The organism is Mesobacterium hydrothermale (genome assembly GCF_035818635.1).
Classification (GTDB): domain Bacteria; phylum Pseudomonadota; class Alphaproteobacteria; order Rhodobacterales; family Rhodobacteraceae; genus Mesobacterium_A; species Mesobacterium_A hydrothermale.
Genome location: NZ_JAYLLH010000002.1, coordinates 53,923 through 73,648, shown reverse-complemented (window position 1 = coordinate 73,648; position 19,726 = coordinate 53,923). Strand labels below are relative to the sequence as shown.

The following is a 19,726-nucleotide window of genomic DNA, read 5'->3' as shown; positions in this document are numbered from 1 at the left end:
ATGCGCAGCAATCCGCCAAACGCCTGCAGATTTCACTTGGCTGTTACCTGCTGATTGCTTAAGTATTTTCAAAGATGGAATTAAGGAAAGCCAAATATGATCCCCAACATGCACGACGCAGAGGCCATCCCGGCCGAGGCCCGCGACACGATTGACGCGCTGCTGTCCTCGGGCGATCTGTTCCGCTATACCGCGCCGGAAAACGCGCCGGTATCGCTTCTGGAGGCGGAATTCGCCGAACTGATGGGGGTCAAGTACGCGCTGGCGGTTTCATCCTGCTCGGCCGCGCTGTTTCTGTCGCTGAAGGCGCTGGGGCTGCCGCGCGATGCGCGGGTTCTGCTGCCCGGGTTCACCTTTGCCGCGGTGCCGTCGTCTGTTGTGCATGCGGATTGCGTCCCGGTTCTGTGCGAAGTGGGCCAGAACTATCGCGTCGACATGGCCGACTTCGCGGCCAAGCTGGACAGCGTTCAGGCGGTGATCATCAGCCACATGCGCGGCCACACCTCGGACATGGACGCGATCATGGCGCTGTGTGATGCCCGCAATATCCCGGTGATCGAGGACGCGGCGCATTCGCTGGGCACCACCTGGCATGGGCAGAAGATCGGGACGATCGGCAAGATCGGCTGCTTCAGCTTCCAGAGCTACAAGCTGGTGAACGCGGGCGAAGGCGGCATCCTGATCACCAACGACGCCGATGTGGTGGCTCGCGCGGTGATCCTGTCGGGCGCCTATGAACATAACTGGAAAAAACATAAAGGCCCGCGCGGCGAAAACGCCCCGGACCTGGAGCAAGCCTTTGCCCGCTGGCAGAACAAGTTGCCGCTGTACAACCTGCGTATGTCGAACCTGTCGGCGGCGGTGATCCGTCCGCAACTGCCGCGCGTGGCGCAGCGCGTGGCCGATGGTCGCCGCAACCATGATCACGTGGCGGCGCTGATCAACCAAAGCCCGTGGATTTCCGTGCCCGAGAAACTGGGGCCGGAAGACCGGGCACCAGATTCGCTGCAATTCAATCTTGTCGACATGAGCGATGACGAGGTTCGCGCCTTTGCCGCGGCGGCTGAGGCCCGTGGCGTCAAGGTTCAGGTCTTCGGAATGCACACCGACAATGCCCGCGCCTATTGGAACTGGCAGTTCCTGCCGGAAATGCCCGAACTGCCGCAGACCCGTGCCATGCTGATGCGTGCCTGCGACACGCGCCTGCCCGCGCGCCTGACCGTCGAGGACTGCACCGAAGTGGCCGAAGCGTTGCTGGAAGCGGCCAGTGACGTGATGGAGCCGGTTCGCGCCTACGGTACGTGACCGTCCGCACGCCATGAACTGACAAAGGCCCCGACGTTCGGGGCCTTTTGTTTTGGGCATCTGGATCCGTCATCCCCCTGCCCGGTCGGCACCCGGTCTACGACCAGGGCACGCGGCGACCGCAGGGTCAGATCACTTGTTCATCTTCGACAGCTTGTCCTGCAAGGCAGACAGTTGTTTGCGGATATCGTCGAGGTCGCTCTTGTCGTCCTCTTCCTTGACCGCGGGGCCTGACGTGGCCGCCATGCCGCCGGTCATTGCCTTCAGAAACGCCTCTTGCTGAGCCTGAATCGCTTCGAACCCGGGCAGCTTGGCCATCGGGTTGGCACTGTTCATCGTGTCCATCCACTTTGACTGGCTGTCCCGGAACATTTCGAAGCTGGCAGCGAGGAACTGCGGCACGCTGGAGGTGGCCTGCGTGGTGTAGCTGCGCACGAGATCCGTCAGAACGTTGATCGGCAAGACATTCTCGCCCCGGCTTTCGTGCTCTGCAATGATCTGCAACAGGTATTGACGGGTCAGGTCGTCACCCGATTTCAAGTCAACAATGGTCACTTCGCGACCATCGCGGATGAAGCCTGCAATATCTTCAAGGGTCACGTAGTCACTGGTCTCGGTGTTGTACAGACGGCGACTTGCGTAACGCTTGATCAGCAGCGGTTTATCAGTCTCTGCCAATTTATCCTCCCCGGAATGCAGCGCTGCAGCAAATCCTATGCGCATGCAGCGCAAAAAGAAAGCATTCGCTGCACCTGCGGCCTTGTGACCTGCAACAGAGGTCCGGACACAAGAAAACCGGGCCCCGAGGGACCCGGTCTTTTTGACAGCGCCAAGTTGGGAGGAGGAAGGCGCCGTACTTTTAAGTACCGCTTACTTCGCGGCGGCGGTTGCCTTCTTGGCAGCCGTGGTCATGTCTTCGGTGGCCTTCTTGACTGCGGCGGTCGCGTCTTCCGACATGTCCTTGCCCGCTGCCATCATCAGTTCCACGGTGTCCATCTGGACCTTCTTGGCGATCTCGGCGAAAGCTGCCATGTTTTCGGTCGCCACTTCTGCCTGGGCCGAAGCGAAATCGGTCATGGCTTTTGCGTAGTCGGCCGGCTCTGCCTTGGCTTTCGACATCTCACCAATCTTGGTCAGGGTGTCCATCGCCCACTTGGCCGACAGTTCGGTCGACTTTTCAGCGGCTTCCAGAGCCACGCCGGACAGCTTTTCATTCAGCGTCGCGGTGGTCTTGAACGCGTCTTCCATTGCCTTGGTGTCGACGGGGAAAGCGCCCATCATGTCTTTCAGCATCGCGGTGACGTCTTGGGTCTTTGCCATCTTCGTAATTCCTTTGATCTGCTGCGCGGGCCCACCCCGCGTTCTGCATCTGCGAAGAATATGTATTCTGCGACGCGGCATTTCAAGAGATTTATGCTGCGTCGCAGCATAAATATTATTTCCCCTTATATATCAAACGCTTGCCTTGATACGCACATATGTCCCCGGGGCCGGTGCAATCGGGGGATGGGCCGAATCACCCACCTTGCGCGCCGGAATCCACTTGCCAGACCGCTTCGCCAACCAGCTTTCCCAGCGCGGCCACCAACTGCCTTCGTGGAAATCGGCGGTCGCTTTCCAATCGTCGGCGGACAGGCTCAGGTCCTCGTTGGTGAAGTGACCGTATTTCTTCTTGGTCGGCGGGTTCACGATCCCGGCGATATGGCCTGACTGGCCCAGGACAAAGGTCTTGGACCGGCTGCCTGTCATCTGGAACCCGCGATAGCAGTCTTTCCACGCCGCGATATGATCGGTTTCGGTCGTAATGGCGAAAATCGGCACGTCCACATCGCGGATCTGCAACTTGTGCCCCAGCATGTCGAACCCGGTGGTTGTGAATTCGTTGCGCTGGCACAGGCCGCGCAGATATTCCACCGTCATCCGGCCCGGCAGGTTGGCCCCATCCCCGTTCCAGTACAGCAGGTCGAACGCCGGCGGGGTTTCCCCCATCATGTAGCTGCGGATCGCCGGGCTGTAGATTAGGTCGTTGGAGCGCAGAAAGCTCATCGTGCGGCCCAGGATGAACGAGCGCAGCACCCCGGCCTCCTTCACCTCTTCTTCGATTCCGTCGATGAAATCGTCCTGCAGGAACGGGGTGAATTCGCCCTGCTCGCTGAAATCGGTCAGCGCGGTGAAGAAGGTGGCGGATTTCACCGACTTGTCGCCGGTCTGTTTCATCAACGACAACGTCAGGTGCAGCGTGGTGCCCGCAATGCAATAGGCCACCGCGTTGACCTTGTCCTCGCCGGTGACGGCCTTGACCTCTCGGATCGCGGCAAGAAAACCGTCGGTAACGTAGTCGTCCATCCCGACATCGCGATAGGTTTCGTCCGGGTTGATCCAGCTGACCACGAACAAGGTATAGCCCTGGTCGACGATCCAGCGGATCAGGCTGTTTTCCGGTTTCAGGTCGAGGATGTAGAACTTGTTGATCCACGGCGGGAACAGGATCACCGGGGTCTGGCGCACCTTTTCGGTGGTGGGCTTGTACTGGATCAGTTCCATCATCCGGTTGCGATAGATCACCTCGCCCTCGGCGGTGGCGATGTTGCGCCCCACCTCGAACGCGCTTTCATCCGCCAGCCGCACCACCAGTTCGCCGTTGTTGGCCTCGAGATCGGCAACCAGGTTCTCCAGCCCTTTCACCAGGCTTTCGCCTTCGGTCTCGACCGCCTTTTGCAGCGCGTCGGGGTTGGTGGCCAGGAAGTTCGTCGGCGCGAACATATCGGTGATCTGCTGCGCGAAGTACCGCAACCGACGCTTTTCCTTGTCGTCCAGGTCTTCGATCCCCTCGACCGCGTCGCGGATCGCCTCGGCATTGATGAGGTACTGTTGCTTGACGTAATTGAAATAGGGGTGGGTGTCCCACAGCGGGTTCTTGAACCGGCTGTCCTTCGGCCCCGGATCGGCGGGGGCCTGCAACTTGCCCTTGGCCAGCGCCTGCTGCGCCTCGACGAAATGGGTGACGGATTTGCCCCAGAATTCGATCTGATTCTCGATGATCTTGGCGGGGTTGTTCATCCACTCTTGCCAATAAGCCTGCGCCGCCTTGGAATAGAGATCGGGGCTTGGCCCGTTCAGCGCGACATTGGGGGCCTTTCGATGCGTCATCGCCGTGATCAGGCGTTGTGACAAAGCCTCGACCTTGGCCAGATTTTCCTCGAGCTTCATGCGCTCCCGCTCTGCGTCAACGTCTGTCGTTGTCATCTGCGCGATTCCCCCGTATCTTCGCTGCTGTGCAGAATACCGTCGCCATGGTCGGGGGGCAAAGCGACGATTTGGCCCTGATTGCCTAAATATTAGGCAAAACACTGCAAGGAGACGCATATGCGCTACATGGCGACCTACGACCTGATGGAATCGGCCCGAAATACGAATCAGTGGTTGGGCGCGACAGCCCGGACCATCGCCTCGTATCCGGGGATGGCATTTGTGCCGAACCCGGCAATTCAATGGATGGCCGCCTGGGGCGAAGTCACCGAGCGGACCTTCGAACGCATGGTCGTCAAACCTGACTGGGGCATTCGCACCTTCACCTGCGAAGACGGCAAGGACCACCTGGTCAACGTCGAAACCGTGGTTGAAAAACCCTTCGGCAACCTGATCCATTTCAACGTCACCGGGCGCGAAGAACAGGCTCGCAAGATCCTGCTGGTGGCACCGATGTCGGGCCACTATGCGACGCTGCTGCGCTCGACCGTGAAATCGCTGCTGGTCAATTGCGAAGTCTATATCACCGATTGGCACAACGCCCGCGACATTCCCGTCAGCTGTGGCAAGTTCGACATCGAGGACTACACGCTCTACCTGGTCGATTTCATGCGCCACATGGGGCCGGACACCAATGTCGTCGCCGTCTGCCAGCCCGCCCCTCTGACGCTGGCCGCCACCGCCTATCTGGCGGAAATCGACCCAGAGGCGCAGCCGCGTACCCTGACCCTGATCGGTGGCCCGATCGATCCCGATGCCGCCGCCACCGACGTGACCGATTTTGGCGCCCGCGTCACCATGGGCCAGCTCGAAGAGACCATGATCCAGCGCGTCGGTTTCAAGTACAAGGGTGTGGGCCGCATGGTTTATCCCGGCCTGTTGCAGTTGGCCTCTTTCATGTCGATGAACGCCGAGCGCCACTCCAAGGCCTTCACCGACCAGATCATGCGCGTCACCCGGGGCGAAGCATCAGATCACGACGCCCACAACCGGTTCTATGACGAATACCTGGCCGTGATGGACATGACCGCGGAATTCTACCTGTCGACGGTCGAACGCATCTTCAAGAATTGCGAAATCGCCAAGAACGAATTCGTGGTGGCCGGGCACAAGGTCGACATCGGAAAGATCACCAATGTCGCGGTCAAGACCGTCGAGGGCGACAAGGACGACATCACCGCGCCGGGCCAGTGCATCGCCGCGCTGAACCTGTGCACCGGCCTGCCCGACAGCAAGAAGGCCAGCCATGTCGAACCCGGCGCCGGACACTACGGCATTTTCGCCGGCAAGAGCTGGCGCAACAACATCCGCCCGCTGGTGCTGGATTTCATCGACCAGAATGCCAGACCGGCACGGCCGAAGGTGGTCAACACGGCAAACAGCAACTCTGCCGCCTGACCGCCAGGGCTCTGACCTCACGAAACGCGTCCGGGATCACCCGGGCGCGTTTTCCTTTGCCCAGACCATATCGATCATCGCCTGTGTCCCGCGCGAAAACTCCAGCGGACAGGGATAGGCCGCCCCGATCAGCACCGACCTGTTGAACGCCTCGACCTGCAGGACGTAGTGGTTGTCGCCCGGGAACCGCCAGACGCTTTCATGGTGCACCCCGTCGGTGCCCAGAAGTTCGACCCGCGCCTCGCCAAACACCTTCGGGTTGAACGGCGCGGTCAGGCGGATCAGGCCGGTGGTCCCGTGAAACACGACCTCTTGCCACGGCGCCATGCGCATCGACACCATCCCGGAATACGCGAAGCCCGGGAAAGTCGCGGTGACCTGGGTCCAGACATCGACCCCGTTTTCGCGCCGCACCTGCGCCGACAGGATCTCTTCGGGTTCCTGACCAGTCACGAAACGCGTGCCCCCAAAGATGTAGACGCCGATATCGGGTATCGCCCCGCCGCCGGAGTCCGCGGAATTGCGGATGTTTCCCGGGTCGGCAGAATTGTCATAGGAAAACGCCGCGCGCACCTGCACAAGATCGCCGATCACGCCGCTTTCATACAGCGCCTTGGCTTTCTGCCACTGCGGGTGATGCACGATCATATAGGCTTCGGCCGCCAGCAACCCGGTTGCGTCGCGTGTCGCGATCAGGGTGTCGATCTCCTCCGCGGCCATGGCGATGGGCTTTTCGCACAGGACATGCTTGCCGGCCTCAAGCGCCTTTCGCGTCCAGGCAACATGCAGGTGGTTGGGCAGCGGGACATAGACCGCATCGATCCCCGGATCGGCCAGCAGCGCCTCGTAACTGTCGTGGACCACCAACCCGGGCACCCGATCGACGAAGGGTGCGGCCTTGTCCGCACCGGACGTGGCCAGCGCCGCAAGCCTGCCGCCCCGCGCCGCGTGAATCGCCGGTCCCATGTGTTCACGGGCGAATTTCGCCGCCCCCAGAATGCCCCATCTGACGTGATCTGCCATGTCGCCCTCCAATCCTGCACGCATGTTAGCGCACACAGAAAGGCACAGACAGACCCCTGGCTTCTTCTGGCGAAAAATATCCCGGGGGTGAATTGCCCGGACGGGCAAGAGGGGGCAGAGCCCCCTCTTGTCCGGTCAGGGAAACTCCCGTTCAAAGGTCAGGTCAGGCTCAGCAGACCCTGGTCGCGCGCCAGGTCGCGCATCTTTTTCTGCAACTTCTCGAACGCCCGCACCTCGATCTGACGAATACGCTCGCGGCTGACGTCGTACTGCGCCGACAGTTCTTCCAGCGTGACCGGCCGCTCCGACAACCGCCGCTGGGTCAGGATGTCCTTTTCACGCGCGTTCAGAACCTCCATCGCCTCCACCAGCAGCGCACGGCGGGTTTCCAGTTCATCGCGTGCCTCATAGTCGCCAGCCTGGTCGGCGCCTTCGTCCTCCAGCCAGTCCTGCCACTGCATCGCGCCTTCACCGTCGCTGCTGATCGTCGCGTTCAGCGACGCATCGCCACCCGACAGGCGCCGGTTCATGCTGATGACCTCGTCCTCGGTGACGCCCAGGTCGTGGGCGATCTTCTCGACATGCTCGGGGCGCAGGTCGCCATCTTCCAGCGCCCCGATCCGCGATTTTGCCTTGCGCAGGTTGAAGAAAAGCTTCTTCTGGGCACTGGTCGTGCCCATCTTCACCAGCGACCAGGACCGCAGGATATATTCCTGGATGCTCGCCCGGATCCACCACATGGCATAGGTCGCAAGGCGAAAACCCTTTTCCGGGTCGAACCGCTTGACCGCCTGCATCAGGCCGACGTTGGCTTCGGAAATGACTTCGGCCTGCGGCAGACCATAGCCGCGATAGCCCATGGCAATCTTTGCCGCAAGCCGCAGGTGGCTGGTGACCATCTTGTGGGCGGCCTCGGTGTCTTCGTTTTCGACCCAGCGCTTGGCCAGCATGTATTCCTCTTCCGGTTCCAGAAGCGGAAACTTCCGGATCTCGGTCAAGTAACGGCTCAGCCCAGCTTCCGGCGACGGGGCCGGCAGGTTGCCGTAGTTGCTCATCCCAATTCTCTCCAATGTTTAGGGTCTTAACATCCAATCTAGGCACCGACCCCATCGGTTTCAAGCCTGACTGGCCGCAATCTGTGAACAACAAGTTAATCAGGACCGGGGTGAAGGCCATCCTTGTGTCAGCAGCTTCACGCCCATGTGCAGTTTACAACAAACCAGACCGTCAGGCGACACGAATCTATGCATTATTGCATCATTCTTGTCAATTTCTCAGCAATTTCCATACCGATCTGCATGAATTACACCTTTCACACCGTCATTCACGACAAACGCCCCCCTTTGAAAGGACACCAGACATGTCTGCCCAAACGCTTCCCGTCGCCGACAATCCAACCAGTTCCCGCAAGCTGATGCGCCTTGCCGGAGCATTCTATCTGGTCATCATCCTTGCCGGTGTCGGCGGGGAACTGGCGCTGCGGGCACCGCTGCTGTCTGCCGCGGCCCCGGCACCGGCGATAGCCGCCAATCTTGCACAGTTCCGCGCCAGCCTCGGCGCCGACATCATCATGATCCTGGCCGATATCGGCCTTGCGCTGGCCTTCTTCACCCTGCTTCGTCCGGTGTCTGAAACAGCCGCCCGCGCCGCCCTGGTGTTTCGGCTGATGCAGGCCGCGATGATCACCGTTGGTGTGATTTTCCTGGCTGCGGTGCCGGCGCTGATCACCGCCGGAGAACCGGCCTTGGCGCTGCAGTTGGCCGGGCAGCACGCCATCGCCTATGACACCGGGCTGATCTTTTTCGGGGTCAACAGCATGATCATGGCCTGGCTTCTGTGCCACGGCACGCAAGCACCGACCTTGCTTAACGCGGGCATCGGCCTGTCGGGGATCGTGTATGTCGCGGGCGGGCTCACCCGGCTGCTGGCCCCCGAACTGGTGCATGTGCTGCAACCGGCCTATCTTCTGCCGCTGGTGGCAGAAAGCTGGCTTTGCCTTTGGCTGCTGTTCACCCGCAAGGCCTGAGACCCCGCGCGGCCGGAACTTACGTCGCCCGCAGCGCCACCAAAAGGCCGGCCATGTCGTCGGGCACGTCCGCTTCGAACGCCAGCCACGCGCCGGTCACGGGATGTTCGAAACCAAGGGCAGCGGCATGCAAGGCCTGCCGCCCAAAACCCGCAATCGCGGCGATCGCCGCCGCGGGCAAGGCCCTGTCAGACAGCTTGCGCCGCCCACCATAGACCGGATCGCCAATCAGCCCATGGCCGGCATGCGCCATATGCACCCGGATCTGATGTGTCCGCCCGGTCTGCAACCGGCATTCCAGCAGCGCCACGGCGGGCGGCGTTCCGAATCGCTCCAGCACCTTGGCGCGCGTGACCGCATGGCGCCCGTGGCCGAAATAGACCGCCTGCTTTTGCCGGTCGGTCCGGTGCCGCGCGAGGTCCGATGTGACGCAGATCACATCCCCCGGCTCGACCGACACACCCCGTATGCCCCGCAGCCGCGGATCGCCGGTATCGGGTGCACCATAGCAAAGCGCCAGATAGGCGCGCTCGGCGCTGTGCTTTTCGAACTGCGCTGCCAGCCCGTGATGCGCCCGGTCGGATTTCGCCACCACCAGCAGCCCGCTGGTGTCCTTGTCGATCCGGTGCACGATGCCCGGGCGCTTTTCGCCACCCACCCCCGACAGGGTGCCGCCGAAATGATGCAGCAGCGCGTTCACCAATGTGCCCGAGGGCGACCCCGGCGCCGGATGCACCACCATGCCCGCAGGTTTGTTCACCACGATCAACTCATCATCCTCGAACGCGATGTCCAGCGGGATATCCTCGGGCAGCACATCATAGTCCTGCGCTGCCGCCACGGTTATCTCGATCTCGTCCCCCTCGGCCACCCGGGCCTTCGGGTCCGCAAGGATCAGGCCCGCGCGCACAACGGCGCCTTCGGCGATCAGCCGGGCCAGCCGGGTACGTGACAGCGCTGCTTCCTCTGGCACATCGCGGGCCAGCGCCTTATCAAGGCGCGACGGCGGGTTGGCGCCGATGGTGACACAGATCACGGTGGACGACATGGACAACGCTCCCGACCCGGAATTCGAACTGCCCGCCAGCCTGCGGGTCCTGCGCCTGCTGGTGACGGTGCTGATGGTGGTGATGATCGCGGGCATCGTGATCATCGTCGGCTTGATCTGGTCCCGCTATAGCGGCCCCGCCGTGCCCATGCCAGAGGTCATCACCCTGCCCGCCGGCACAACCGCCACTGCCTTCACCCGGGGCGCGGGCTGGTATGCTGTGGTGACAGCGGACAACCGCATCCTGATCTTCGACGCCGACAGCGGTGCACTCACGCAGGAAATCGCCTTGCAGACCGCGAACTGAGTCAGGAATACCTGACTGCCCAAACCGTGCCACCTGCGGCAAGCTGACCCCATGCTGCACCTCCTCCTCATCCCCGCCCTGTCGCTCGGTCTTGCTGCCCTCACCCGCTCTGCCCGGGCGCGCGGCGTGCTGATCGCCCTTGCCCTGACCACGCTGGCGCTGATCGCCACGGATGCGTGGCTGGCACATCAAACCACGACCTCCGCACTGGATATCCTGGTGCAGGGCGCGGGCCTGCTGCTCGCACAAACCGGCCTCGCCCTGGGCACACCCGTCCTGCTGATCCTCGCCGCCCTCACGGAATGGCGCGCCCGCCACCGTCCGGCAGCTTGACCGCTGCTGCCTTCTTCTGGCGAAAAATATCCCGGAGAGCGCGAGAGGCAGCGCCTCTCGCATGCGCCGCAGGCGCATTCCCCCTTCCCCCACTGTCCCCCTTCCCCCACAGCCAAATCCACGTCATAAGGCGGATATGCTGAAAACCCGCATCATCCCCTGTCTTGATGTCGCCGATGGCCGCGTGGTCAAGGGCGTCAATTTCGTCGATCTGCGCGACGCCGGCGATCCGGTGGACGCAGCCCGCGCCTATGACGCTGCCGGCGCGGACGAGATCACCTTTCTCGACATTCACGCCACCCATGAAAACCGCGGCACCATGTTCGACGTGGTCACCCGCACCGCCGAACAGTGCTTTATCCCGTTGACCGTGGGCGGCGGCGTGCGCACCGTGGCCGATGTCCGGGCGCTGCTGCTGGCAGGCGCCGACAAGGTCAGCTTCAACTCTGCCGCCGTGGCCAACCCCGACGTGGTGGCCGAGGCCGCCGACCAGTTCGGCAGCCAGTGCATCGTGGTCGCCATCGACGCCAAGACCGTCGAACCCGGCCGGTGGGAGATCTTCACCCATGGCGGCCGCAAATCCACGGGCATCGACGCGGTAGACTTCGCCCGCACGGTGGTTGAAAAAGGCGCCGGCGAAATCCTTCTGACCAGCATGGACCGCGACGGCACGCGGGCGGGGTTCAACCTGCCGCTGACCCGGGCGATTTCAGATGCGGTGTCGGTGCCTGTCATCGCCTCGGGCGGGGTTGGCACTCTGGACCACCTTGTCGAAGGCGTGACCGAAGGCCATGCCAGCGCGGTACTTGCCGCGTCGATCTTCCATTTTGGCGACCACACCATTGCCGAGGCCAAGGCGCATATGGCTGCGGCCGGAATCCCGATGAGGCTGACATGACCCTGGAAGAACTGAACCGTATCGTCTCCAGCCGCGCCGAGGCCGACCCCGACGAGAGCTGGACCGCCAAGCTGCTGGCCAAGGGCCCGGCGAAATGCGCCGAGAAATTCGGTGAAGAGGCGATCGAGGCGATCATCGAAGCCGCTCGGGGCGACCGGCAGAAGCTGGCGAATGAAACCGCCGACTTGCTGTTTCACCTTCTGGTGATGCTCAAGGCCTGCGATGTGCCGCTCTCGGATGTGATGGCGGTTCTCGACAGCCGCACGGGCCGGTCCGGGATCACCGAAAAGGCCGAGCGCAGCCGCGAAAGCTGAGCCACGCGGGCGGGTGCACCCCGCCCTGCCGCATGCCTTACCGGACCTTCAGCGTCGCGAGGCCGATGATCGCCAGAATGAGCGAGATGATCCAGAACCGGATCACGATCTGCGGCTCGGCCCAGCCCTTTTTCTCGTAATGGTGATGGATCGGCGCCATCAGGAAGACCCGCTTGCCGGTGCGCTTGAAATACAGCACCTGGATGATGACCGACAGCGCCTCGACCACGAACAGGCCGCCGACGATGGCCAGCACGATCTCGTGCTTGGTGGCGACGGCAATCGCCCCCAGTGCGCCGCCCAGCGCCAGCGATCCGGTATCGCCCATGAACACCGCGGCGGGCGGCGCGTTGTACCACAGGAACCCAAGCCCCCCGCCAACGATCCCGGCGGTGAACACCAGGATTTCCCCGGTGCCCGGCACGTAATGCACGTCAAGATAGTCGGTAAAGTCGACCCGGCCCACCGCATAGGCAATCACGCCCAGCGTGCTGGCGGCGATCATCACCGGCATGATGGCCAGCCCGTCCAGTCCGTCGGTCAGGTTCACCGCATTGGCCGATCCCACGATCACGATCACCGCGAATGGTACAAAGAAATACGACAGGTTGATCAGCGTGTCCTTGAACACCGGCAAGGCCAGCTGGTTCGACAGGTCAGCCGGGTGCGCAACCGATGCCCAATAGCCTGCAATCGCGGCGATCACCAGGCCCAGCACCAGCCGCACCTTGCCCGACACGCCGGCCGTGTTCTGTTTCTTGACCTTGGCATAGTCGTCGGCAAAGCCGATCGCGGCATAGGCCATGGTCACGAAAAGCACCATCCAGACGAAGGGGTTGTCCAGCCGCGCCCAGAGCAGCGTCGAGGTCACCACCGCACCGATGATCAGCAACCCGCCCATGGTGGGCGTGCCCGCCTTGACGAAATGACCTTCGGGGCCATCGTCGCGGATCGGTTGGCCTTTGCCCTGGCGCTTGCGCAGCACGTTGATCAGCGGCCGCCCGAACAGGAACCCGAAAATCAAAGCCGTCAGGAACGCACCGCCCGCACGGAAGGTGATGTAGCGGAAGAGGTTGAAAACGTCGCCGCCATCAGAAAGCGCGGTCAGCCAGAAAAGCATTAATCGGTCCCTTCGGAGTCGTGACGGGCGCGGGATTGACCCATTTTGCGGATCGCGTCAACCACGCGGGCCAGCGCCATGGACAAGGACCCCTTGACCAGAACCACGTCGCCCGCGTCCAGATCGTGACGGATGCGCTCTGCCATCTGCGCCGAAGTTTCCGTCCAGTGGCCGCGCTTGTCGTCGGGCAGCGCCTGCCAAAGATGCCGCATCAATGGCCCGACGCAGTGCACCAGGTCGATCCGGGCCATAGCCGGGTGGTTGGCCACGGCGCGGTGCAACTCGGCTTCGGTTTCGCCCAGTTCCTTCATGTCGCCCAGATAGGCGATGCGGCGACCATGTGTGATGCGGCCAAGACCGTCGGCCGGCACCGCCGCCGCCAGCACCTCGAGCGAAGCGCCCAGGCTGGCGGGGTTGGCGTTATAGGCATCGTCGATCAGTTCGACCGTCTGCTCGGTGTTGACCAGATCGAGCGTGATGACCTCGCGCAGGCCCCGGCCGGCGCCAGGCGACCAACGGCCAAGATCGTTGACCGCAACCGCCCGGTTCAGGCGCAGCGCGCTGACCACGGCAATCACGCCCATGGCGTTCACGGCAAAGTGCCGCCCCGGCACCGAAACCTTGTAAAGCACCGGCGACCGCCAGGCCCGGCCCTGGGCGACGGTGGTGCTGTCGCCGATCCGCACCTCGTGAACGCGATGATGGTTCACCGCCTGTTCACCAAAGGATATCAACCGCTTGGCAAAGCGCGCGCCGATCTCTCTCAGGGTATGCGACACCGGCAGATCCCCGTTGTAGACGGCGACGCCGCCCGGCTCGAGCCCTTCGAAGATGCTGGCCTTTTCGCGAGCGATCCCGTCCAGGCTTTCGAAGGCGGCAAGGTGCGCGGGCGCGACGATCGTTACCATGGCGACATGCGGTCGGGCCATCCGTGCCAGCGGCGCGATTTCGCCCGGGTGGTTCATCCCGATCTCGATCACCGCGAAATCCACGTCGCGCGGCATCCGCGCCAGCGTCAGCGGCACGCCCCAGTGGTTGTTGTAGCTCGCCTCGGCGGCATGGACGCGGCCCTGCCCGCCCAGCACGGTGCGCAGCATTTCCTTGGTCGAGGTCTTGCCGACCGACCCTGTCACAGCCACCACCCGCGCGCGGCGCGACAGTCGGGCGCGGGCGGCAATGCCCATCGCTTCCAGCGCCTGCAGGACATCCGGCACGATCAGCAGCGGCGCATCCGCGGCCACGCCTTCGGGAACATGGGTGACCAACGCAGCGGCCGCGCCCTTTTCCAACGCCTGGGCCACGAAGTCATGCCCGTCCCGCGCGGCCTTCAGTGCCACGAACAGATCCCCGGGCTGGATCGTGCGGGTGTCGATCGACACACCGGACGCAGACCAGTCGGCGGTGTTCCGCCCAGCCGTCGCCCGGGCGGCCTCCTCAGATGTCCAGAGCGTCGTCACAGCCCTCTCCCGTCCAGTGCGGCCACGGCGATACTGGCCTGTTCAACATCGTCAAAGGGGAAAATCGTATCCCCGATCACCTGCCCGCTTTCATGTCCCTTGCCGCAGATCAGCAGCGCGTCGCCCGGTTGCAGGGCATCGACCCCGCGCAGGATCGCCTCGGCCCGGTCGCCGATTTCCACGGCATCGGGGCAGCCCTGCATCACCGCGGCGCGGATCAGCGCCGGATCTTCGCTGCGCGGGTTGTCGTCGGTGACGATCACCATGTCCGCATGCGCCGCCGCCGCCTGCCCCATCAGCGGGCGCTTGCTGGCGTCGCGGTCCCCACCGGCGCCGACAATGGCGACCAGCCGGCCCATGACATGCGGGCGCAGCGCCCGTATCGCGGTCGCCACCGCGTCAGGCGTATGAGCGTAGTCAACAAACACCGCCGCATCGTTGTCCCGCGTTGCGGCCAGTTGCATCCGGCCCCTCACGGTGCCGAGTTGCCCCAGTGCGTTGAACACCGCCGCCGGTTCGGCCCCGCAGGCGATCACCAGTCCCGCGGCCAACAGCGCGTTTTCCGCCTGGAACCCGCCGATCAGGTTCAGCCGTTCCTGCCGCACGCTGCCCTGCCAGGTCAGGCGGATGGTTTGCCCGGTGCTGTCATAGCGTTGACCCGCCAGCGCCAGATCGCCCTCGCCCCGGCCCACGGTGATGACCTTCTGCCCGCGCGCGGTGGCAATGGCGGCCATATCCACGCCACGCGGATCGGTGATGTTGATGACCGCGACCCCGTCCTCGGGCAGGACCCGGGCAAAAAGCCCGGCCTTGGCGTCGAAATAGGCTTCGAAACTGGCGTGATAGTCCAGGTGGTCCTGACTGAAATTGGTAAAGCCCGCAGCGGTCAGCGTGACGCCGTCCAGCCGCCGCTGTGACAACCCGTGACTCGACGCTTCCATCGCCGCGTGGGTGACCCCGGCCTCTGCCGCCTCTGACAACACCTTGTGCAGGGTGATCGGTTCGGGCGTGGTGTGACGCAACGGGTATTGCCAGTCGCCTTCAACCCCGGTGGTGCCAACGTTGACAGAGGTCTCCCCCAGCGCCTGCCAGATCTGGCGCACGAAGGTGGCCACCGATGTCTTGCCGTTGGTGCCGGTGACCGCGACCATTGTTTTGGGCTGGCGTTCGAACCACAGCGCGGCTGTATAGGCCAACACCTGCCGCGGGTCGGGGGTGACGATGACGGCCGCGTCGGACTCGGCCAGGGCCTCGGCCGCGATCCCGGCGCCGTCGGCATCGGTCAGAATCGCCGCAGCACCATATTCCAGCGCCATCGGGATGAATGTCGCGCCATGCACCTGCGTGCCCGGCAGGGCAGCGAACAGCATACCAGGTGCCACCGCGCGCGAATCCACCGTCAGCCCGGTGATGACGGGGTTGCGCCCGGCCCGTGCGGTCAGGCCCAACTCGCTCAGGCTTTTGTTCTTGTCTGTCATCTGCCCCTGCCCCCGGATGCGCCCCGGGGACATGCCGGCGGCGTCATTGCGATGCCAGCGTTATACCAGCCAGTTCTGCCGGTTCAACGTCGGGCCGCATTCCCAGCAACGGGGCCACGCGACGGATGATTTCGGCCGCAACGGGCACGGCCGTCCAGCCCGCGGTGCGACGCGGCTCCGCACCAGAGCTTTCGACCGGTTCGTCCAGCGTCACCACCAGAACGTATTTCGGCGCATGGGCCGGGAACATGCTGGCAAAGGTGTTGATATTGCGGTCCGCGTAATAGCCGCCACCGTTTTCCTTGAGCTTTTCGGCGGTGCCGGTCTTGCCGCCCACCGCATAGCCCGGCACATCGCCAAAGCTTGCGGTACCGTCCCTGTGGCTGACCACAAGACGCAGCATTGCGCGGGCCTGTGCCGAGGTCTGCTCAGAGATGATCTGTGGCCCCAGCCGCGGCCCCGCCTGTTTCAGCAGGGTGGGCCTGATCATATGCCCGCCGTTCGCGATCGTCGAATAGGCCGAGGCCAGATGAAGCGGCGAGGAATTGATGCCATGACCGTAGGATATGGTCACGGTGCTCAGATCGCCCCAGCGGTCCGGCGTTTGCGGATGGACGCTGCCGGCCTCGATCAGTTCCACCGGCAGCGGCGCCAAAAGGCCCAGGCTGTCCAGAAATTCCTTCTGACGTTTCGCACCAATCATCAAGGCCAGCTTGCCCGTCCCCCGGTTCGAGCTTTTGACGATGATCTTTTCCACCGACAGTTTGCCGTAATTGTGGCCCTTGAATTCCCCGATCGGATAGCCGCCGATCTTGAACGGCGGCGAGGTGTCGATCACCGTCGACGGGTTCACCAGTTTCAGGTCAAGTGCTTGCGCTGCTGCGAAAATCTTGAAGGTCGAGCCAAGTTCGTAGACGCCCTGCACCGCCCGGTTGAACAGCGGGCTGTCGGACGGGTTGCCCTTGGTCGGGGGCGCGGGCCGGTCGTTGGGGTCGAAATCGGGCAAAGATGCCAGGGCGATCACTTCGCCGGTGTGCACATCCATCAGCACCGCCGCCGCGCCCTTGGCGTTCAGCAGGGTCATGCCCCCGTGCAGCACCTGTTCCACTGCCGCCTGGATGGTCAGATCCAGCGACAACTCGACAGGTGCACCGGCGCGCGCCGGGTCACGCAGGTCCGCATCCAGGTATTTCTCGATGCCAGCCACGCCCAGAATCTCGGCCCCTGACACGTCTTCATTGTCGAATCCGGCCCCGCCCAGCACATGGGCGGCCAGCTTGCCGTTGGGGTAAAGCCGCATCTCGCGCGGGCCGAACAGAAGGCCGGGTTCGCCGATGTCATGCACCGCCTGCTTTTGTTCCGGGCTGATCTTGCGCTTGATCCAGACGAATTTCCGGGTCCCGGTGAAATCCTTGATCATCCGGTCTTCGTCGAGGTCGGAAAAGATCCCCGCCAGCGCCTGCGCCGCCCGCTCGGGCTCGATCATCTGCTGCGGATGGGCATACAGCGAATGCGTTTCCATATTGGTGGCCAGGATGCGCCCGCGCCGGTCGACGATGTCGGCCCGCGTCGCCACAACGGATGCGGTGTTGGCCTGAGTGCGCGGCTCTTCCGGTTCCGAGGCCGCGATGTGCCCCATTCGCGCGCCGATCACGGTAAACGCACAGAAAAAGAAGACCCCCAGCATCAACAGCCGGCTTTCGGCGCGCACCCGCGCCTTGTCGCGCATTTCCTCGTGCCGGATGCGCAGGTTCTCGCGTTCGATCGCGTCGGGGTTTTCACCTTTCTGGCGGGCGTCCAGGATGCGGGCGAGCGGGCGCAGCGGTGTGCGGATCATTCGTCTGCTCCTGCGCTTGTCACGTCGATGGGCGCGGTGATCGGGGTCCGGTCGCGCGGCGGATAGGCCACCTGGTCAATGCGGCCGAACTGTTCCGCCCCAAACGGCAGCAGGCCCAGGCGGTCGAAATTCAGATCCGCCAAGTCCCGCAGCCGATCAGGACGGTTCAGATAGGCCCATTCCGCCTTGAGCACGTTCAACCGTTCGCGCCGGGCGCCGATGTCGCGTTGCAGCGTTTCAATCTCGGCCAGCACATCCTGCGTGCGATAGTTTTCGCGATAGGCCCAGAAGGCCAGTCCGATCACTGTCAGAAATGTCACCCCATAAAGCAGCGTGCGCATCAGCGTGTCCCCTTGAGCTGTGGCATGGCAATGGATTTCGGATCAATCTCGCCCGCGGGCGCATCAGTGCGCTGCGCGACGCGCAGCTTGGCAGACCGGGAGCGCGGGTTTTCGGCCAGTTCCACGTCATCCGGGCCAATGGCCTTGCGCGACAACAACGTGAACTGGGGCGCGGCGATGTCTTGTTGCGGGGCATAGCGGTTGGCGTGTCCGCCCTGACCCGCCCGCGCCTGAAGGAAGCGCTTGACCATCCGGTCCTCGACCGAGTGGAACGTCACGACGGCCAGCTTGCCACCAGGCTTCAAAACCTGTTCCGCAGCCATAAGCCCCTGATAAAGTGCGACATATTCGTCGTTCACCGCGATCCGCAGGGCCTGAAAGCTGCGCGTGGCCGGGTGGCTTTGCCCGGGTTTCGCCCGCGGCAGGCAGCCTTCGACGATCCCGGCCAGTCGCAGCGTTGTCGTGATCGGCTGGGCCGCGCGGTCCTTGACGATGGCCCGCGCGATCCGGCGCGAAGCGCGTTCTTCACCGTAGATATACAGTATGTCGGCCAGTTCGGATTCCTCGGCCTGGTTGACGATGTCCGCAGCACTTGGCCCGTCCTGCGCCATGCGCATGTCCAGGGGGCCATCTTTCATGAAGGAAAACCCGCGCTCGGCCTGGTCCAGCTGCATCGACGACACGCCCAGGTCCAGCACCACGCCATCCACCTGGTCGACATGGTCAGCCATATTGGCGAAATTGTCCTGAACCAGGTCCAGCCGTGCGCCGAACGCACCGCTCCATGTCGTAGCCATCTGGTGGGCCAGCGGATCGCGGTCGATGCCGATCACGCGGTCCGCACCTGCGTCCAGCAGCCCGCGGGCATAGCCGCCGGCGCCGAATGTACCATCGACCCATGTCCCGGAAACCGGCGCCACAGCGGCCAGCAAGGGGCGCAGCAGGACAGGAATGTGAGGCGCATCGGCGGAAGGGTGCGTTGCCATGATCCCCTCCCGTCAGCCGCCCAGCAGCGACAGCGGATCGAAATCCTCGTCCTGTTGGGCCAGGAATTCCTCGACCTCGGCCTGTTCCTGCGCTTCGAACGTGGCCTTGTTCCAGATCTCGAAATAGTCGCCCATAGCGATCATCGTCGCCTCGCCTTCCAGGCCGATCTGTTCGCGGCGCTCTTTGGGCAGCACGATCCGTCCGTCGCGGTCGATCTCGGTTTCCCAGCTTTTCCCAAGGATCATGCGGCTGGCGGCCTTGCGCTCGACCGACCCACGCGGAAGTTTCTGAATCTCCGCCTCGATCTCGTTCATCGCCTCGATCGTATAAACGTGAAGCGAGCCCTTCAGGTGAGTACCGTACAGCACGACAAGGCGGGCATTGGGGGCGTCGGGGTAGTTGGGGTCGCCATCTTCGAGCACGCGGCGATACGGAGCGGGGATCGACATGCGCCCCTTGCCGTCAACCTTTTGGTTGAATTCGCCTCTGAAGCTCAGCGCCACTGCCCTACCGGCCCCTTCATTTCGTCCCCCTGAAATTGAAACGGCGGGTTGATCTGCTGCCACTGATCAACCCGCCGCCACTCTCCCGCTGAGCGGGAAGGT

At 63.4% G+C, this 19,726-nt stretch carries 20 protein-coding genes; 7 read left to right on the top strand and 13 right to left on the bottom strand.

Annotated elements, in window-relative coordinates; genetic code table 11:
* The first annotated feature begins 96 nt into the window (after positions 1–96).
* The gene (locus VK792_RS01785) at positions 97–1,305 is read left to right on the top strand and encodes a DegT/DnrJ/EryC1/StrS family aminotransferase (RefSeq protein ID WP_326295625.1); all 1,209 of its coding nucleotides are present in this window, start codon (positions 97–99) and stop codon (positions 1,303–1,305) included.
* Between the two features lie 132 nt (positions 1,306–1,437).
* Here the strand turns inward: VK792_RS01785 and phaR are convergent, their stop codons facing one another.
* The 3 genes from phaR to VK792_RS01770 form a co-directional block, all read right to left on the bottom strand.
* The gene (phaR, locus tag VK792_RS01780) at positions 1,438–1,983 is read right to left on the bottom strand and encodes a polyhydroxyalkanoate synthesis repressor PhaR (protein WP_326295623.1); all 546 of its coding nucleotides are present in this window, start codon (positions 1,981–1,983) and stop codon (positions 1,438–1,440) included.
* 192 nt (positions 1,984–2,175) lie between these two features.
* A complete protein-coding gene (locus VK792_RS01775) occupies positions 2,176–2,625 on the bottom strand; it encodes a phasin, PhaP (protein ID WP_326295621.1) in 450 nt (149 codons plus the stop codon).
* 132 nt (positions 2,626–2,757) lie between these two features.
* A complete protein-coding gene (locus VK792_RS01770; RefSeq protein WP_326295620.1) occupies positions 2,758–4,551 on the bottom strand; it encodes a PHA/PHB synthase family protein in 1,794 nt (597 codons plus the stop codon).
* A gap of 120 nt (positions 4,552–4,671) precedes the next feature.
* On the opposite strand from VK792_RS01770, the gene phaZ reads away from it, so the two are divergent.
* Positions 4,672–5,952 carry a polyhydroxyalkanoate depolymerase gene (gene phaZ / locus VK792_RS01765; protein ID WP_326295618.1) on the top strand — a complete coding sequence of 427 codons (1,281 nt, stop codon included), beginning with the start codon at positions 4,672–4,674 and terminating at the stop codon, positions 5,950–5,952.
* 36 nt (positions 5,953–5,988) lie between these two features.
* Here the strand turns inward: phaZ and VK792_RS01760 are convergent, their stop codons facing one another.
* Both VK792_RS01760 and rpoH read right to left on the bottom strand, forming a co-directional pair.
* Entirely contained in the window at positions 5,989–6,975 is a 987-nt protein-coding gene (locus VK792_RS01760) for a Gfo/Idh/MocA family protein (RefSeq protein ID WP_326295616.1), read from the bottom strand.
* Between the two features lie 158 nt (positions 6,976–7,133).
* Positions 7,134–8,030 (bottom strand): RNA polymerase sigma factor RpoH, encoded by an 897-nt coding sequence (rpoH, locus tag VK792_RS01755; protein ID WP_326295614.1) that lies wholly within the window; start codon positions 8,028–8,030, stop codon positions 7,134–7,136.
* Positions 8,031–8,335: 305 nt separating this feature from the next.
* Here rpoH and VK792_RS01750 point away from each other — a divergent pair, with 305 nt between their 5' ends.
* A complete protein-coding gene (locus VK792_RS01750; RefSeq protein WP_326295612.1) occupies positions 8,336–9,001 on the top strand; it encodes a DUF4386 domain-containing protein in 666 nt (221 codons plus the stop codon).
* Between the two features lie 19 nt (positions 9,002–9,020).
* Here the strand turns inward: VK792_RS01750 and VK792_RS01745 are convergent, their stop codons facing one another.
* On the bottom strand, positions 9,021–10,049 hold the full coding sequence (locus tag VK792_RS01745; RefSeq protein ID WP_326295610.1) for an RluA family pseudouridine synthase: 1,029 nt from the start codon (positions 10,047–10,049) through the stop codon (positions 9,021–9,023).
* Here VK792_RS01745 and VK792_RS01740 point away from each other — a divergent pair.
* The 4 genes from VK792_RS01740 (at position 10,048) to VK792_RS01725 (ending at position 11,901) form a co-directional block, all read left to right on the top strand.
* Complete coding sequence (locus VK792_RS01740) at positions 10,048–10,356, top strand: DUF6476 family protein (protein WP_326295609.1); 309 nt, start codon at positions 10,048–10,050, stop codon at positions 10,354–10,356. The genes VK792_RS01745 and VK792_RS01740 overlap by 2 nt on opposite strands.
* Before the next feature lie 51 nt (positions 10,357–10,407).
* The gene (locus tag VK792_RS01735) at positions 10,408–10,689 is read left to right on the top strand and encodes a hypothetical protein (RefSeq protein WP_326295608.1); all 282 of its coding nucleotides are present in this window, start codon (positions 10,408–10,410) and stop codon (positions 10,687–10,689) included.
* 136 nt (positions 10,690–10,825) lie between these two features.
* Positions 10,826–11,587, top strand: coding sequence for an imidazole glycerol phosphate synthase subunit HisF (gene hisF, locus VK792_RS01730; protein WP_326295606.1), 762 nt, complete (start codon positions 10,826–10,828; stop codon positions 11,585–11,587).
* A complete protein-coding gene (locus tag VK792_RS01725; RefSeq protein ID WP_326295604.1) occupies positions 11,584–11,901 on the top strand; it encodes a phosphoribosyl-ATP diphosphatase in 318 nt (105 codons plus the stop codon). Before hisF ends, VK792_RS01725 begins: the two co-directional genes overlap by 4 nt.
* A 37-nt stretch (positions 11,902–11,938) precedes the next feature.
* On the opposite strand, the gene mraY is transcribed toward VK792_RS01725, so the two are convergent.
* The 7 genes from mraY to VK792_RS01690 are packed head-to-tail and all read right to left on the bottom strand — an operon-like array spanning position 11,939 to position 19,570.
* A complete protein-coding gene (gene mraY, locus VK792_RS01720; RefSeq protein ID WP_326295602.1) occupies positions 11,939–13,021 on the bottom strand; it encodes a phospho-N-acetylmuramoyl-pentapeptide-transferase in 1,083 nt (360 codons plus the stop codon).
* Entirely contained in the window at positions 13,021–14,478 is a 1,458-nt protein-coding gene (locus VK792_RS01715) for a UDP-N-acetylmuramoyl-tripeptide--D-alanyl-D-alanine ligase (protein WP_326295599.1), read from the bottom strand. Before VK792_RS01715 ends, mraY begins: the two co-directional genes overlap by 1 nt.
* Positions 14,475–15,956: a UDP-N-acetylmuramoyl-L-alanyl-D-glutamate--2,6-diaminopimelate ligase gene (locus VK792_RS01710; protein WP_326295598.1), complete on the bottom strand. Its 1,482-nt coding sequence runs from the start codon at positions 15,954–15,956 to the stop codon at positions 14,475–14,477. Before VK792_RS01710 ends, VK792_RS01715 begins: the two co-directional genes overlap by 4 nt.
* A gap of 43 nt (positions 15,957–15,999) precedes the next feature.
* A complete protein-coding gene (locus tag VK792_RS01705) occupies positions 16,000–17,793 on the bottom strand; it encodes a peptidoglycan D,D-transpeptidase FtsI family protein (protein ID WP_326295597.1) in 1,794 nt (597 codons plus the stop codon).
* Entirely contained in the window at positions 17,790–18,134 is a 345-nt protein-coding gene (gene ftsL, locus VK792_RS01700; protein WP_326295595.1) for a cell division protein FtsL, read from the bottom strand. The genes VK792_RS01705 and ftsL overlap by 4 nt, the downstream gene beginning before the upstream one ends.
* Positions 18,134–19,120 (bottom strand): 16S rRNA (cytosine(1402)-N(4))-methyltransferase RsmH, encoded by a 987-nt coding sequence (rsmH, locus tag VK792_RS01695; protein ID WP_326295593.1) that lies wholly within the window; start codon positions 19,118–19,120, stop codon positions 18,134–18,136. Before rsmH ends, ftsL begins: the two co-directional genes overlap by 1 nt.
* 12 nt (positions 19,121–19,132) lie before the next feature.
* Positions 19,133–19,570, bottom strand: a complete 438-nt coding sequence (locus VK792_RS01690) for a division/cell wall cluster transcriptional repressor MraZ (RefSeq protein ID WP_326295592.1) — start codon at positions 19,568–19,570, stop codon at positions 19,133–19,135.
* Between the last annotated feature and the right edge of the window lie 156 nt (positions 19,571–19,726).

Bases quoted from the DNA above. Each gene is read 5' to 3' on its own strand.
- VK792_RS01785 (WP_326295625.1), top strand. From the start codon at position 97: ATGATCCCCAACATGCACGACGCAGAGGCCATCCCGGCCGAGGCCCGC.
- VK792_RS01775 (WP_326295621.1), bottom strand. From the start codon at position 2,625: ATGGCAAAGACCCAAGACGTCACCGCGATGCTGAAAGACATGATGGGC.
- VK792_RS01770 (WP_326295620.1), bottom strand. From the start codon at position 4,551: ATGACAACGACAGACGTTGACGCAGAGCGGGAGCGCATGAAGCTCGAG.
- phaZ (WP_326295618.1), top strand. From the start codon at position 4,672: ATGCGCTACATGGCGACCTACGACCTGATGGAATCGGCCCGAAATACG.
- VK792_RS01760 (WP_326295616.1), bottom strand. From the start codon at position 6,975: ATGGCAGATCACGTCAGATGGGGCATTCTGGGGGCGGCGAAATTCGCC.
- rpoH (WP_326295614.1), bottom strand. From the start codon at position 8,030: ATGAGCAACTACGGCAACCTGCCGGCCCCGTCGCCGGAAGCTGGGCTG.
- VK792_RS01750 (WP_326295612.1), top strand. From the start codon at position 8,336: ATGTCTGCCCAAACGCTTCCCGTCGCCGACAATCCAACCAGTTCCCGC.
- VK792_RS01740 (WP_326295609.1), top strand. From the start codon at position 10,048: ATGGACAACGCTCCCGACCCGGAATTCGAACTGCCCGCCAGCCTGCGG.
- VK792_RS01745 (WP_326295610.1), bottom strand. From the start codon at position 10,049: ATGTCGTCCACCGTGATCTGTGTCACCATCGGCGCCAACCCGCCGTCG.
- VK792_RS01735 (WP_326295608.1), top strand. From the start codon at position 10,408: ATGCTGCACCTCCTCCTCATCCCCGCCCTGTCGCTCGGTCTTGCTGCC.
- hisF (WP_326295606.1), top strand. From the start codon at position 10,826: ATGCTGAAAACCCGCATCATCCCCTGTCTTGATGTCGCCGATGGCCGC.
- VK792_RS01725 (WP_326295604.1), top strand. From the start codon at position 11,584: ATGACCCTGGAAGAACTGAACCGTATCGTCTCCAGCCGCGCCGAGGCC.
- mraY (WP_326295602.1), bottom strand. From the start codon at position 13,021: ATGCTTTTCTGGCTGACCGCGCTTTCTGATGGCGGCGACGTTTTCAAC.
- VK792_RS01710 (WP_326295598.1), bottom strand. From the start codon at position 15,956: ATGACAGACAAGAACAAAAGCCTGAGCGAGTTGGGCCTGACCGCACGG.
- VK792_RS01705 (WP_326295597.1), bottom strand. From the start codon at position 17,793: ATGATCCGCACACCGCTGCGCCCGCTCGCCCGCATCCTGGACGCCCGC.
- ftsL (WP_326295595.1), bottom strand. From the start codon at position 18,134: ATGCGCACGCTGCTTTATGGGGTGACATTTCTGACAGTGATCGGACTG.
- rsmH (WP_326295593.1), bottom strand. From the start codon at position 19,120: ATGGCAACGCACCCTTCCGCCGATGCGCCTCACATTCCTGTCCTGCTG.
- VK792_RS01690 (WP_326295592.1), bottom strand. From the start codon at position 19,570: ATGTCGATCCCCGCTCCGTATCGCCGCGTGCTCGAAGATGGCGACCCC.